13 protein-coding genes and 2 tRNA genes are annotated in these 13292 nt (G+C 70.7%); 8 read left to right on the top strand and 7 right to left on the bottom strand.

Annotated elements, in window-relative coordinates; all coding sequences use genetic code 11:
- Positions 1-110: 110 nt before the first annotated feature.
- The 4 genes from glp to QYS60_RS16060 all read left to right on the top strand — a co-directional run bounded on the left by glp (position 111) and on the right by QYS60_RS16060 (position 4410).
- The gene (gene glp, locus QYS60_RS16075) at positions 111-1301 is read left to right on the top strand and encodes a gephyrin-like molybdotransferase Glp (protein WP_289377615.1); all 1191 of its coding nucleotides are present in this window, start codon (positions 111-113) and stop codon (positions 1299-1301) included.
- The gene (gene moaCB, locus QYS60_RS16070) at positions 1298-2344 is read left to right on the top strand and encodes a bifunctional molybdenum cofactor biosynthesis protein MoaC/MoaB (RefSeq protein ID WP_371383640.1); all 1047 of its coding nucleotides are present in this window, start codon (positions 1298-1300) and stop codon (positions 2342-2344) included. The genes glp and moaCB overlap by 4 nt, the downstream gene beginning before the upstream one ends.
- Positions 2337-2783, top strand: coding sequence for a molybdenum cofactor biosynthesis protein MoaE (locus tag QYS60_RS16065; RefSeq protein WP_371383639.1), 447 nt, complete (start codon positions 2337-2339; stop codon positions 2781-2783). The genes moaCB and QYS60_RS16065 overlap by 8 nt, the downstream gene beginning before the upstream one ends.
- A gap of 175 nt (positions 2784-2958) precedes the next feature.
- Positions 2959-4410, top strand: coding sequence for a DEAD/DEAH box helicase (locus QYS60_RS16060; RefSeq protein ID WP_371383638.1), 1452 nt, complete (start codon positions 2959-2961; stop codon positions 4408-4410).
- 28 nt (positions 4411-4438) lie between these two features.
- On the opposite strand, the gene QYS60_RS16055 is transcribed toward QYS60_RS16060, so the two are convergent.
- From QYS60_RS16055 to QYS60_RS16045, 3 genes are all read right to left on the bottom strand, one after another.
- Entirely contained in the window at positions 4439-5461 is a 1023-nt protein-coding gene (locus QYS60_RS16055) for a GTP-binding protein (protein ID WP_371383637.1), read from the bottom strand.
- A 61-nt stretch (positions 5462-5522) separates the two neighbouring features.
- Complete coding sequence (locus QYS60_RS16050) at positions 5523-6173, bottom strand: MBL fold metallo-hydrolase (RefSeq protein WP_371383636.1); 651 nt, start codon at positions 6171-6173, stop codon at positions 5523-5525.
- Positions 6170-7255, bottom strand: a complete 1086-nt coding sequence (locus tag QYS60_RS16045) for an S-(hydroxymethyl)mycothiol dehydrogenase (RefSeq protein WP_371383635.1) — start codon at positions 7253-7255, stop codon at positions 6170-6172. The genes QYS60_RS16050 and QYS60_RS16045 overlap by 4 nt, the downstream gene beginning before the upstream one ends.
- Before the next feature lie 248 nt (positions 7256-7503).
- On the opposite strand from QYS60_RS16045, the gene QYS60_RS16040 reads away from it, so the two are divergent.
- On the top strand, positions 7504-7818 hold the full coding sequence (locus tag QYS60_RS16040; protein ID WP_289377620.1) for a WhiB family transcriptional regulator: 315 nt from the start codon (positions 7504-7506) through the stop codon (positions 7816-7818).
- 40 nt (positions 7819-7858) lie between these two features.
- Positions 7859-8407 carry a gluconokinase gene (locus QYS60_RS16035; protein WP_371383634.1) on the top strand — a complete coding sequence of 183 codons (549 nt, stop codon included), beginning with the start codon at positions 7859-7861 and terminating at the stop codon, positions 8405-8407.
- On the opposite strand, the gene QYS60_RS16030 is transcribed toward QYS60_RS16035, so the two are convergent.
- The gene (locus QYS60_RS16030) at positions 8391-9668 is read right to left on the bottom strand and encodes a LuxR C-terminal-related transcriptional regulator (protein ID WP_289377622.1); all 1278 of its coding nucleotides are present in this window, start codon (positions 9666-9668) and stop codon (positions 8391-8393) included. The genes QYS60_RS16035 and QYS60_RS16030 overlap by 17 nt on opposite strands.
- A gap of 240 nt (positions 9669-9908) precedes the next feature.
- Here QYS60_RS16030 and QYS60_RS16025 point away from each other — a divergent pair, with 240 nt between their 5' ends.
- Both QYS60_RS16025 and QYS60_RS16020 read left to right on the top strand, forming a co-directional pair.
- Complete coding sequence (locus tag QYS60_RS16025) at positions 9909-10694, top strand: IclR family transcriptional regulator (protein WP_371383647.1); 786 nt, start codon at positions 9909-9911, stop codon at positions 10692-10694.
- The gene (locus QYS60_RS16020; protein ID WP_289377624.1) at positions 10687-12189 is read left to right on the top strand and encodes a long-chain fatty acid--CoA ligase; all 1503 of its coding nucleotides are present in this window, start codon (positions 10687-10689) and stop codon (positions 12187-12189) included. Before QYS60_RS16025 ends, QYS60_RS16020 begins: the two co-directional genes overlap by 8 nt.
- On the opposite strand, the gene QYS60_RS16015 is transcribed toward QYS60_RS16020, so the two are convergent.
- The 3 genes from QYS60_RS16015 to QYS60_RS16005 all read right to left on the bottom strand — a co-directional run bounded on the left by QYS60_RS16015 (position 12190) and on the right by QYS60_RS16005 (position 13215).
- Positions 12190-12624 (bottom strand): hypothetical protein, encoded by a 435-nt coding sequence (locus tag QYS60_RS16015; protein WP_289377668.1) that lies wholly within the window; start codon positions 12622-12624, stop codon positions 12190-12192. It lies immediately after the preceding gene.
- Between the two features lie 367 nt (positions 12625-12991).
- Positions 12992-13064: transfer RNA gene (locus QYS60_RS16010), tRNA-Ala, on the bottom strand.
- 75 nt (positions 13065-13139) lie between these two features.
- Positions 13140-13215, bottom strand: a tRNA-Ala gene (locus QYS60_RS16005).
- Between the last annotated feature and the right edge of the window lie 77 nt (positions 13216-13292).

Raw genomic sequence — 13292 nt, 5'->3', positions numbered from 1 at the left:
CTCCTCATGACCCTCAGTATGCCGTTACGGGTCCCCTCGCGCGGCGGGAGCGAAATCCACGACTCGACGAGGGCGCACGGCGCCGCGTCCGGTGTGCCTAGGATTGACGCATGGCGGGCGGCAGGCGGTCGGTGGAGGAGCATGCGCGACACGTGGCGACGTTGCTCTCCCCGATGCTGATCCGCGGGGCCGAACCGGTCCCGCTCCTCGATGCGCTCGGGCGGGTACTGGCCGAGGACCTCGTCGCCCCGATCGACCTTCCCACCTTCCGGAACTCGCAGATGGACGGGTACGCGGTCGACACGGCGTCGGTCACCACCGCACCGGTGACCCTTTCCGTTCGTGCCGTCCTCGCGGCCGGTGACGGCGAGACGGCGCACGTGCCGGGAACTGCAACCAAGATCATGACCGGGGCGCCACTGCCCGTCGGCGCCGATGCGGTCGTCCCGGTCGAGGACACCGTGACCGACGACGGGGGCCACGTCACCGTGTGCACGGCGCCCGCCCCGGGCGCGTTCGTGCGCGAACGCGGCAGCGACATCGGTCGCGGCCGTCCCCTGCTGCCGGCGGGAACCGTCGTCGCCGCCCGGCACGTCGCGGCCCTCGCCGCGGTCGGTCTCACCCACGTGCCCGTCCGCACCCGACCGCGCGTGGCGGTGATCTCGACCGGCAGCGAACTGGTGCCCGGTGGCAGCGTTCTCACGACGGGCAGGATCCACGACTCGAACGGGCCGGCTCTGGCCGCCAGCGCGGCCGCCAACGGCGCACTGGTGGTCTCGGTGGATCGCAGTGGCGACGACGCGGAGGTGTTCGCCGCGAAACTCGCGCACGCGACCTCCGTGGCCGAAGTGGTGTTCACCTCGGGCGGAGTGTCGAAAGGCGACTTCGAAGTCGTCAAGGACGTGCTCGGCCCGCGCGGTGCCGAGTTCGTGTCCGTGGCGATGCAACCCGGTGGACCGCAGGGCACCGCGCGGGTGGATGCGGTACCGGTGCTCACCTTTCCCGGTAATCCGGTCAGCGCGCTGGTCTCGTTCGAGGTGTTCGCCAGGCCGGTGCTGCGGTCCGCCGCGGGCCTGCCCGCAATCGATCCCGAGAAGCGCCCTCTGGCAACAAGTCTCGTCTCCGTTCCCGGTAAGCGTCAGTTCCTGCGCGGACGGCGCGACGGCGACGCCGTGGTGGCGATCCCCGGCGCCGGGTCCCACCTGATCGCCGCGATGGCCACCGCGGATGTCCTGCTCGACATCCCCGCCGACACCACGGGTCTCGAACCCGGAGAACTCGTAAGGGTGCTGCCGCTATGACCGAACCGTACGACGTCACCACGCCCGACAGCGGCGTTCTCAGCCACCTCGACGACAGTGGCCGCGCCCGGATGGTCGACGTGTCCGGCAAGTCCGACACCGCCCGCGTCGCGGTCGCCGCCGGCGAACTCGTCACCACCGCGGAGGTGGTGTCGCTGGTGCGGGCCGACGACATGCCCAAGGCGGACGTGCTCGCCACCGCCCGAATCGCCGGGATAGCCGCGGCCAAGCGCACATGGGAGCTGATTCCGCTGTGCCACCAGCTGGCATTGTCGTCGGTGCAGGTCACCTTCGGGTTCACCGACACCACGATCACGATCGAGGCCACGGCAAAGACGAAGGGCCCCACGGGCGTCGAGATGGAAGCCCTCACCGCCGTCGCGGTGGCCGGGCTGACGCTGCACGACATGGTCAAGGCCGTCGACCCCGCCGCGGTCCTGAACGGGGTGCGGCTGCTCTCGAAGGCCGGCGGCAAACGCGGGCACTGGCAGCGCCGTGAGGAGGAGGCCGCCACTGCCGAAGAGGCCGTGACCGTCGCGCCGGAGGACGACGATTTCGTCGAACAGACGGGTGCGCCGGCGACGGTCCTCGTCGCGTCCACGGGTGTGGCCGCCGGTACGCGGGAGGACAGGACGGGCCCGCTGATCGCGGAGTTTCTCGAGACGCGCGGCTTCACGGTGCGGGGTCCGCTGGTGTACGCCGACGCGGACATCGCGTGGGGACTCGAGGACGCGCTCGCCGGCGATCCCGCCCTCGTGATCTCCACCGGCGGGACCGGCGCTTCCCCGACGGATGCGACTCCGGAAGCGACGCTGGCACTGCTGGACCGCGAGCTGCCGGGCGTCGCGGAGGCGATCCGTCTGCGTGGCCTGCAGGTCACCCCGCACGCGTCGCTGTCGCGCGGTGTGGCCGGCCTCGTCGGCCGCACGGTGGTGGTCAATCTGCCCGGCTCACCGGGGGGCGTGAAGGACGGGCTGGCGGTGCTCGAGCCGATTCTCGGCCACCTGCTGGCACAGGTCGCCGGAGGAGGAGCGCATGAGTGAACTGCTGGCGCGGATCTCGAGCGAACCGCTCGATCCGGGAACCGTGGACGCCGCCGTGGCCGGCCCCGAGCACGGCGCGGTCGTGGTCTTCAGCGGCGTGGTGCGCAACCACGACGGGGGGCGCTCGGTCAGCGCGCTCGAGTACCAGGCCCATCCGGAGGCGGAGCACTTCCTGCGCCGCTGCTGCGAACAGCTGGCGGCCGATTCGGGGCTGCCGGTCGCTGCCGTGCACAGAGTGGGCGATCTCACCGTCGGCGATCTCGCGCTGGTGGCCGCAGTGGCGGCACCCCACCGGGCCGAGGCCTTCGCCGTGTGCGCTGAACTGGTCGAACGCATCAAACGCGAGGTTCCCATCTGGAAGCGGCAGCGTTTCGACGACGGCCTGTCCGAGTGGGTCGGCCTCGACGCGTGCGCCGACGAGCATCCTGGCGTGGGGTAGGCTGCGGTAGTTCGGGCATCACGACGATGCCCACCGTCGTGGGATACCGGCGGGCCGGGATCGTGCCCGGCTCCGCATGCAACACCGGCATCGGCTTTCCTTGCGGCGATCCACTGCGCCCTGCGAGAGCGTCTCGGAGTGCGTGCACGCTGCATCGAAAGGCAGTTCTGTACCCATGACCGTTTCCTTCTCCGACCTCGGCGTCCCCCGGACCCTGGTGGCCTCCCTGAACGACAGCGGCATCACCAGCCCGTTCCCGATCCAGGTCGACACGCTGCCCGACACGCTGGCCGGCCGTGACGTGCTCGGCCGCGGCCGCACGGGCAGCGGCAAGACGCTGGCGTTCTCCATTCCGCTCACCGCGCGCCTGGCGGGCGGCGCCACCCGCGCGGCGGGCCGCCCGCGTGGACTGGTGCTGGCCCCCACCCGCGAGCTGGCAACGCAGATCGCCGCGGTCGTCGAGCCTCTCGCACGGGTGGCCGGGCTGCGGGTGACCACCATCTTCGGCGGAGTCTCGCAGAACCGTCAGGTCGACGCGCTGCGCCGCGGCGTGGACATCGTGATCGCCTGCCCGGGCCGGCTCGAGGATCTGATGCGGCAGAAGTTCGTCACCCTCGACGCGGTGGAGATCACCGTGCTCGACGAGGCGGACCACATGGCCGACCTCGGCTTCCTTCCCGGCGTGACGCGGATCATGAACGCGACACCGAAGGACGGTCAGCGCCTGCTGTTCTCGGCCACGCTCGACAACGGGGTCGACAAGCTCGTCAAGCGGTTCCTGCGCAACGAGGTGCTGCACTCGGTCGACGAGGCGCACTCCCCGGTCGCAGCGATGACGCACCACGTGTTCGACGTCGACAACGCCGACACGAAGAAGGACCTCGTGCGGACCCTGGCTTCCGGCACGGGCCGTCGAATCCTGTTCATGCGCACCAAGCATCAGGCCCGCAAGCTCGCCCGTCAGCTCACCGAGTCCGGCATTCCCGCCGTCGATCTGCACGGCAACCTGTCGCAGAACGCGCGCGACCGCAACCTCGCGGCGTTCTCCTCCGGGGAGGCGCGAGTGCTCGTGGCCACCGACGTCGCGGCCCGCGGCGTCCACGTCGACGACGTGGAACTGGTGGTGCACGTGGACCCGCCGGCCGAACACAAGGCGTACCTGCACCGTTCGGGCCGCACGGCCCGCGCCGGAAGCACCGGCGACGTCGTGACCGTGGTCCTGCCGGAACAGCGCAAGGATCTCGCCGTCATCATGCGCAAGGCTGCGATCAAGGTCACCCCGGTGCGGGTGACGGCGAAGTCGGAGCACGTACTGGATCTGGTCGGCGAGATCGCCCCGCACGTGGCGCCGTCCGCCAAGCAGGCAGCGCCGGCCCCCTCGGGCGGTGGATCGCGACGGCCGGCCCGACGCGGCGGCAGCGGAGCGACCGCTCAGCGCGGCGCCCGGCAGCACGGCGGCGGTGCCGCCCGACAGCACGGCGGCGGTGCCGCCCGGGAGCACGGCGGCGGTGCCGCCCGGGAGCAGGGCGCGTCGCGACGGGAACAGCCGGCCCGGCAAGAGCGCGCCGGTCAGGCCGGCCGCCGTCGTCGCCCGAACCGCCCGTCGGCGACTGCCGCGCGGGGATAGACCGGCAGACAGGTTCCCGGACCCGCACTCAACGCGGCGTGAACCGGTGCACGGCCAGCATTGCGTCGGCCGGCACCGGTTCGGTGGGTACGCACGCGGCGAGCCGGGCGCGTACCGCATCGGGATCCAGATCGGCACCGATCACGACGAGCCGGGTGGTGGCAGGGGCGTCGCCCGTACGCCGCACGGGATCGAAGCGGATGTGGTCGCCCACAGTGTGCAGCAGGTAGGTGCGTGTCCGACCTCCGGCGACGACGTGGACGTACCCCTTGATGCGGAACACCCCGGCCGGCTGGTCCTCGAGGAAGCCGACGAGGGCGCGAGGGTGCAACGGTACCGGCGAATCGAAGTCCACGGCGTCGTAGCCGTCGTGCAGATGCGTGTGCTCACCGTCGTGTTCCTCGTACAGCAACTGGTCGAGGCTGAGCTGTTCGCCGGGTTGCGGCTCGGGACGTTCGGGAATGTCGAACAACAGCGCCGGATCGATGCGCCCGTGCACGGTGGACACGATCGCGGCGCGGTCGTTGAGGCGGCACAGCGTTTCCAGCAGTTCGTCGTGCACGTCGCCGTCGATGCGGTCGGTCTTGTTGAGCAGCACGAGATCTGCCAGCGCGACGTGCTGGTCGAGTTCGGGGTGCCGCTCACGAGTGCCGCCGAATTCGGCCCCGTCGACGACGAGGACCAGCCCGCCGTAGCCCACGTACTCGTTGCCCGACCCCACGACGAGTCGGATCATGTTGCGCGGCTCGGCGAGCCCACTGGCCTCGACGACGATGACGTCGATGTCCGAGGCACGGTGCGCGAGCCGGTCGAGCATCGCGTCCATGTCGGCGACGTCGACGGCGCAGCACAGACAGCCGTTGCTCAACGAGACCATCGAGTCGACCTGCCCCGCGACCATCATCGAGTCGATGTTGACCGCGCCGAAGTCGTTGACGATCACTCCGATTCGTGCGCCACGGTTGTTCCGCAGCAGGTGGTTGAGCAGGGTCGTCTTCCCGGAGCCCAGAAAGCCTGCGACGATCACCACGGGGATCCGCTCGTTCGCCATGAAGCGAGCGTAGCGGTGCGTCCCGCCGCGCGGTCCGGCGACGGGACGCACCGCAGCCGGGTCAGCTGCCCCGGCGGATCCACTCCTCGAGGTGCGGGGACTCGGTGCCGATCGTGGTGCCGTCACCGTGACCGGTGTGCACCGTCGTCTCGGCGGGCAGGGCGAACAGCTTGTCGCGGATCGAGCCGATGATGGACGGGAAGTCCGAGTACGAGCGCCCGGTCGCCCCCGGCCCGCCGGAGAACAGGGTGTCGCCGGTGAACAGCTCACCCGCCTCCGGCAGGTACAGGCACGTCGAGCCGGGCGAATGCCCGGGGGTGTGGATGGCCTGGATATCGGTGCCTGCCACCGTGATCCGGTCCCCGTCTTCGAGCGACCGGTGTGCCACACCGGGGTGGGTCATCTCCCAGAGCACGTCGTCGGCCGGGTTGAGCAGGATCGGCGCGTCGAGCTTCTCGGCCAGCTCGGGCGCGACGGTGACGTGGTCGTTGTGCCCGTGCGTGCACACGATCGCCACCACCTTTCGCCCCGCGACGGCGTCGATGATCGGCTGCGCGGTGTGTGCAGCGTCGATCACGACCACCTCCTCGTCGTCGCCGACGAGCCAGATGTTGTTGTCGACCTCCCACTCGCCGCCGTCGAGGGCGAAGGTGCCGTGGGTGACCACCCGGTCGATACGCAGGCGGTGCCGATCCCCCGTCGCTTTGGTCACAGGACCACCACCGAGCGCAGCACCTCGCCGCGGTGCATGGTCTCGAACGCCTTCTCCACCTGGTCGAGGGCGATGCGTTCGGTCACGAACTTCTCGAGCGGCAGCCGGCCCTGCTGGTAGAGATCGACCAGCATCGGGAAGTCCCGCTCCGGCAGGCAGTCGCCGTACCAGGAGGACTTGAGCGATCCGCCGCGGGAGAAGAAGTCGATCAGCGGCATCTCGAGGGTCATGTCCGGGGTGGGCACGCCGACGAGCACCACGGTGCCGGCCAGATCACGGGCGTAGAAAGCCTGCTTCCACGTCTCCGGGCGGCCGACGGCGTCGATGACCACGTCGGCGCCGAAGCCGCCGGTCAGCTCCTGAATCGCCTCGACCGGGTCGGTCTCGGCGCCGTTGACGGTGTGGGTCGCCCCCAGGTCGGTGGCCCAGTCGAGTTTCCTCGGGTCCCGGTCGACCGCGATGATCTTGTTGGCCCCGGCGAGGCGGGCACCCATGATCGCGGCATCGCCGACGCCTCCGCAGCCGATGACCGCCACCGAGTCTCCGCGGGTGACCCCGCCGGTGTTCACCGCGGCACCCAGTCCGGCCATCACTCCGCAGCCGAGCAGGCCGACGACGGCCGGGTCGGCGCTGGGATCGACCTTGGTGCACTGCCCGGCGTGCACGAGGGTCTTGTCGGCGAACGCGCCGATGCCCAGGGCCGGGGTCAGTTCGGTGCCGTCCTCGAGAGTCATCTTCTGCGTCGCGTTGTGGGTGTCGAAGCAGTACTGCGGGCGGCCGCGCTTGCAGGCGCGGCACTGCCCGCACACGGCCCGCCAGTTGAGGACGACGAAGTCGCCGACCGCGACCGAGTCGACGCCCTCGCCGACGGACTCGACGACCCCGGCCGCCTCGTGGCCGAGCAGGAACGGGAACTCGTCGTTGATGCCGCCCTCCCGGTAGTGCAGGTCGGTGTGGCACACCCCGCACGCGGCGATCGCGACGACGACCTCGCCCGGCCCCGGATCGGGGATGACGATCGGCACGACCTCGACGGGAGCGCCCTTCGCGCGGGCGACGACGCCCCGTACCTGCTGTGGCATGACTGCCTCCTTCTCCTCGGTGCTCACGCGACGTATCGCGGTATGCGCACACGCTATCGACGGCGGGACGACCCGGTACCTGATCGAAGGAGGGGCTTCACCTGACCGAAAGACCAGCCCGCACTTTCAACTCGAAAATGCATAAGTAGCGTTGATCGGGCACGGAAGTCGGGCTAAGCTGCGATATGACCGCCCTCACAGGGCGCAGCGTCCAGGCGAGGCGACCCCTCGCAGGCCCGAGGAGTGCAATGTCGATCGCCAACACGGTGACCCTCCCCCACCCCCGCAGCGAGAGCTGGGATTGGCAGCTGCACGCTGCGTGCCGCGGCCACGAGTCGTCGGCCTTCTTCCATCCCGACGGGGAACGTGGGCACGCGCGCGAGCTGCGCGAGTACCGCGCCAAGCTCGTCTGCGCCCGATGCCCGGTTCTCGAGCGCTGCCGCACCCACGCCCTGGAGGTCGGGGAACCGTACGGCGTCTGGGGTGGAATGTCGGAATCCGAGCGCCGCGCGCGCCGGGCCGCCGTGAACCGGTCCACCCGGTGGGGCATGCTGGGGCGCTGACGAGCGCCCCGGCGCCCGGCGTCGATCGACGGAGGCACGTATGAACTCTCCCGCCCGTTCCGGCCCGCCGATTCTCGTGATCATGGGTGTGTCCGGTTCCGGCAAGTCGACCGTCGCGGCACTCGTCGCCGACGCCCTGAGGTGGGACCTGCTCGAGGGCGACGACCTGCATCCGCGTTCCAATGTCGAGAAGATGGCCGCCGGCCGGCCACTCGGCGACGCCGACCGGGCACCGTGGCTCGCGTCGATCGGCGAATGGATCCGGGACCACACCGCGCGGGGCCGGCCAGGAGTGGTGACGTGCTCCGCACTGCGCCGCAGCTACCGCAACGACCTGGCCGGTGCGAACGTGGTCTTCGTGCATTTGGCAGGCACGCGCGAACAGATCCGGGAACGACTGCGCACACGGCACGGCCACTACATGCCGGCCGACCTCCTGGACTCGCAGTTCGCCGCGTTCGAGCCGCTCGAACCCGACGAAGCGGCGATCGCCGTCGGCATCGGCGCCGAGCCCGCCGCGATCGCCGCCGAGATCGTCGGGCGCGCAACCGAATGGATGCACGGGACGGACGTCAGCCCGCGGCCTTGATCCCCGCCTCCGCACCGAGCGCCGCCGCTTCTCCGCGGGTGCTCACGCCGAGCTTGCGGAGCACCGACGCCACGTGGAACTTGACCGTCGACTCGCTGACGCCGAGCCGCTCGGCGATCATCCGGTTCCGCCGGCCCGCGACGAGGTGCTCGAGCACCTCCACCTCCCGGGGCGCGAGCACCGCCAGCGCCTCGAGTGCGGAGCTACCGGCCACCGGTGCGGGCATGTCGAGCGGTAGCCGCGCCGCGACGCGGCACCCCCACCCCGGCGTGGACTCGGCCTCTACGGTGCCGCCGAGGGTCTCGGCCCGGTCCCGCAACTGCCGCGCGAGATCGGCCGCGTCGGCCTCGCCGTCCCCGTCGTCCCGGATGTCGATCAGCAGGTCGCCGCCGTGACAGTTCCAGGCCACCCGGATGCGGCCGAGGTCCGCCTGCGCGGACATCGCAAGCACCGCGCCGCGAGCGAGAGCCCGCGCCGCGTGCGCGACCTCTCCGGGCAGCGCCCGCCCGTCCACGGGCGGGGCGACCATCTCGAGGACCACCTCGCGATGCCGGAGCAGACCACGCAACTCCCCGTGCAGCCGGGCGAAGGCCGTGGTCACTGCTTCCTCGGCGAGCTCACGGTGACGGTCGACGGCCGAGCGGAGCCCGATGAGGGCATTGGTGGCGGTCTCCCGCGCGGTGACGCGTGCCCGGGTGTCGTCGAGATCCCTCGACCGCAGCGTCGCGAGGATCGACTCGAGTGTCATCGCATGAGCCTCGGTGAGCTCGGCAACGGTCCGTGCGCGTTCGGACGAGGCGGCACGCGATTCGGCGAGATACGCCGGGCTTGCGTTGCGGACCTGGAGCTGGATGCCGGTGGCCACGACGGCGAACAGGGCCCGGACCAGCTCGAGCGGAATCGAGGCGGTGCGGGCGCTTTCCGGGACGAGCACGAGCAGCGTATCGGTGGCATCGAGGATTACCCACACGTCGCGGTCCCGGCCGGCGATACGGGCCGGGCCGCGACGGATCTGCCCGGTCGCGAGTTCGCTCCGGATGCGGTCGAGTTCGGCGATGGTCACCCTGTCGACGACTCCGGGGTCGCCGGCCACCTTGCGCGGCCGGCCGGTGCATTCCCGCGTGAAGATCACCAGGGCGGTGTGCGGGACCAGGTCGGTGAGCAGCGCCGAGAAGCGCTGACCGATCTCGGTCAGCGGCCCGACCAGCACGTCCCGCAGGCAGGTGATCATCGTGTCGGGGGCCGGGATCGTGGTGCTCACTCCGGCCACGATAGCGCGGGTGCTCCGAGAACCGGCTCCCCGCTCGGCGTGAGGTCACCCGGATGCGCGCGTCGGCGGACCGGGTGCATGCCCCGCTGCGGCGCTGCTGCTCACCGTGCCGGATCGAGGCGGCCGGGATCCGATGCCGCAACCGGACAATGCGCTCGAGAGCTGGACTAGCATTCCGCTCAGAGTCGTACCGGCCCGGCCGGAGCAGTTCCCGAGGAAGTGGTGAGCACCGTGACCCCTACCGGCACCGCCCGCCCGGCCACCGGTTCCGTCACGGTACGCGCGCTCACCCTCCTCGAGGCGTTCACCCGTGCGCAGCCCAGCCTGACCCTGAGCGAGATCTCCCGGCGCACGGGTCTGCCGCTCACCACAGTGCACCGGCTGGCCGGGGACCTCACGGAATGGGGCGCGCTGGAGCGCGACTCGTCCGGCCGCTTCAGCGTCGGGCTCCGGCTGTGGCAGGTCGCGGCCCTCGCACCCCGGGGTGCGCTGCTGCGCGAGCTGGCACTGCCGGTGATGGAAGACCTGTCGCAGATCACCCAGGAGAACGTGCAGCTCGGCGTGCGCGAGGGCACCGAGGTGGTGTTCGTCGAACGGCTGGGCGGTCAGCGGGCGGTCAAGACCCTCACCCGGGTCGGCAGTCCCTTTCCCATCCACGCGTCCGGCCTGGGACTCGTGCTGCTCGCGTTCGCGCCGCGCGCCGTTCAGGAGGAGGTGCTGGCACGGCCACTGGAACGGTTCACCGAACGCACTCTCACCTCACCGGACGAGCTGCGCCGGGTTCTGGCCGAGGTGCGCCGCTCCAAGATCGCGGTGAGCGACCGCCAGGTGACGATGGAGGCAGTCTCGGTGGCCGCACCGATCTTCGATCGGCCCGGCATTGCCGTCGCGGCACTGTCGATCGTCGCCGCCGCCGACACCGCGCAGGTCACCGCATTGTCCCAGCTCGCCCGCACCGCCGCCCGTGCGATCGGCCGCTCCCTGCGACCTGGCGGATGGACGAGCAGCGATGACTGAACCCGCCCGCACCGTGCCGCGGTTGCTGTTCGAACGGATCGCCCGCACGCCCCACGCGGAGGCGTTCCGGCATCCCGCGGGTGACGACTGGTCGAGCGTGTCGTGGACCGAGGTGGGCAGCCGAGTCACTGCGCTGGCCGCCGGGTTGATCGGCCGGGGCATCGCCCCGGGCACGCACGTCGCCGTCTGCGCCGCCACCAGCTACGAGTGGATCCTCGCCGACCTGGCGATCGTGTGTGCGGGAGCGGTCACCGTGCCGATCTACCCCGCGACCCCTCCGGCGGACGTGGCGGCGTTGCTGCGGCACTCGGGCAGCGTGCTGACGTTCACGGACCGGCCGCTGCCGGCCACGCCGGTGCTGTACCTGAATCGGCTCGGCGAGCTCGAGGACGAGGGCCGGCGCCTCCTGGCTGCCGACCCCGGAGCGGTGGCGGCCCGCATCGCGGGCGTGACGCCCGACCACCTGGCCACCTTGATCTACACCTCCAGTTCCGACGGCACCGCCAAGGGTGCGTGCTTGTCACACGCTTCCGTCGCCTACGAAGCCCGGGCGATGGCCCGCCTGGGAATGCTCACGCCCTCGGACCTGCAACTGCTCTGGCTGCCGCTCTCCCACGTCTTCGGGCGCGCGTTGCTGTTCGTGGGCGTGCATCTGGGGGTGCCGACGTTCGTCGACGGCCGTGCCGACCGGGTCGTGCAGCACCTCGTCGAGGTCAGGCCGACCTTCCTCGGATCCGTTCCGCATGTACTGGGCAAGATCCGCGGCGGCGTCGAGTCCGGCGCCGCGGATCTGGGTCGACTGCGGTTCGTGCTGTCCGGGTCGGCCCGGCTCGCCCGGCCATTGGCCGAGTGGTTCGAAGGGGTCGGTGTGCCGGCCCTCGAGGGCTACGGCATCACCGAGACGGCGGGGCCGTCCTGCGTCAACCGCCCGGACTGCCGGCGTCTCGGCTCCGTGGGCCGGCCCCTGCCCGGCACGCAGGTGCGTATCGCCCCCGACGGGGAACTGCTCGTGCGCAGCCCCGCGGTGATGGCCGGGTACCACGACGATGTCGAACGCACCGCGGCCGCCGTCGACCGCAACGGCTGGTTCCATACCGGCGATCGCGGCGCCGTCGACGACGACGGATTCGTCACACTGCGGGGCCGCAAGAAAGAGGTGTTCAAGACCTCGACCGGCAAGTACGTCGCGCCGGCTGCCCTCGCACGCCGGTTCCGGGCACTGCTCCCCGACGCGGATCTGGTCGTGGCAGGTGAACTCCGGCCCTACTGCGTAGGACTGGTCGTCCCCACGTCGGACCGGCCGATCCCACCGGCGGAGGCCGCGGCAGCCGTCGACCGGCTCAACGCGGATCTCGGCCGCTGGGAACGCATTCGCCGGTTCATCGTGCTGCCCACACCGCTGCCACCGACGGACGTCGACGCGCACGGGCACCCGCTGCCGGAGCGGGTGCTCGCGCGCTGCGCCGACGTCGTGCAGCGTCTGTACGAGGATTGATCAGGGACGGTAGCCCGGCTCGGCGCTTCCGGCATCCCAAGTGCGATCGGCACCCCAGGTGCGATCGGCATCCCAGGTGGACACTGCCCAGATCACCACCACGTCGATCGCGATGATCGCGAGCGACCAGCCCGGGTAGTACGGCAACCACAGGAAGTTCACGATGATCGACAGCGCCGCGATGACGATCGCGGCGACGCGCGCCCACGTCGCGCCCGTGACGAGCGCGAGACCGATCACGGCCACCAGGACGCCCAGGATCAGATGCACCCAGCCCCATGCCGTGACGTCCCAGGAGAACGTGTACTCCTGTCCCACGACGATGATGTCGTCCTTGGCGATCGCGGCGATGCCCTGCAGGAACTGCAGAACACCGACCGTGGCGAGCAGGATGCCGGCCGCTATCGACGTGCCGGCGGCGAAGCCCTGCTTCAGGCCGGAGCCGGTCGCCGGCCCCGAGCCGTGGCGGACAGCGGCGGTGGGACCGCCACCCTCGTGGGCACCACCGGCATGGCGTGCGGACGCGCCCGCTACCGCGGTGGAACCCGAACCGGCAGCCGCACCTGAACCAGCAGTGGCACCTGAACCAGCAGTGGCACCCGCACCGGGCGCGGCACCGGAAGAAGAACCCTGGGTGATGTTCGAACCTTCGGACACGACAGCTCACCTCTCCCGTTTTCGAAGCGATCCATCACAGTGTGCGCCGCTACGAGAGAGCATGAAGCAGGTTCCGAGGGGAAAATGTCGGCATTGCCCGAGATACCGGCCCGATCGCAGAACGATCAGGGCGTCCCGGAGAGAGTGGAGCTAAGGGGACTCGAACCCCTGACCCCCACACTGCCAGTGTGGTGCGCTACCAGCTGCGCCATAGCCCCTGAACAAACCGAACCACCCGAGGTGGGCCTCTCACGACAAGAGGCGAGAGCATTCACTCTCGCCTCTTGTCGTGATGGTGGAGCTAAGGGGACTCGAACCCCTGACCCCCACACTGCCAGTGTGGTGCGCTACCAGCTGCGCCATAGCCCCTGAACAAACCGAACCACCCGAGGTGGGCCTCTCACGACAAGAGGCGAGAGCATTCACTCTCGCCTCTTGTCGTGATG

Source organism: Rhodococcus sp. GXMU-t2271 (genome assembly GCF_041414735.1).
Classification (GTDB): Bacteria; Actinomycetota; Actinomycetes; order Mycobacteriales; family Mycobacteriaceae; genus Rhodococcus; species Rhodococcus indonesiensis.
Note: the sequence above shows the minus strand (reverse complement) of the source record. Positions and strands in the feature narration are given on the sequence as shown.

Bases quoted from the DNA above. Each gene is read 5' to 3' on its own strand.
- glp (WP_289377615.1), top strand. From the start codon at position 111: ATGGCGGGCGGCAGGCGGTCGGTGGAGGAGCATGCGCGACACGTGGCG.
- moaCB (WP_371383640.1), top strand. From the start codon at position 1,298: ATGACCGAACCGTACGACGTCACCACGCCCGACAGCGGCGTTCTCAGC.
- QYS60_RS16065 (WP_371383639.1), top strand. From the start codon at position 2,337: ATGAGTGAACTGCTGGCGCGGATCTCGAGCGAACCGCTCGATCCGGGA.
- QYS60_RS16060 (WP_371383638.1), top strand. From the start codon at position 2,959: ATGACCGTTTCCTTCTCCGACCTCGGCGTCCCCCGGACCCTGGTGGCC.
- QYS60_RS16055 (WP_371383637.1), bottom strand. From the start codon at position 5,461: ATGGCGAACGAGCGGATCCCCGTGGTGATCGTCGCAGGCTTTCTGGGC.
- QYS60_RS16045 (WP_371383635.1), bottom strand. From the start codon at position 7,255: ATGCCACAGCAGGTACGGGGCGTCGTCGCCCGCGCGAAGGGCGCTCCC.
- QYS60_RS16040 (WP_289377620.1), top strand. From the start codon at position 7,504: ATGTCGATCGCCAACACGGTGACCCTCCCCCACCCCCGCAGCGAGAGC.
- QYS60_RS16035 (WP_371383634.1), top strand. From the start codon at position 7,859: ATGAACTCTCCCGCCCGTTCCGGCCCGCCGATTCTCGTGATCATGGGT.
- QYS60_RS16020 (WP_289377624.1), top strand. From the start codon at position 10,687: ATGACTGAACCCGCCCGCACCGTGCCGCGGTTGCTGTTCGAACGGATC.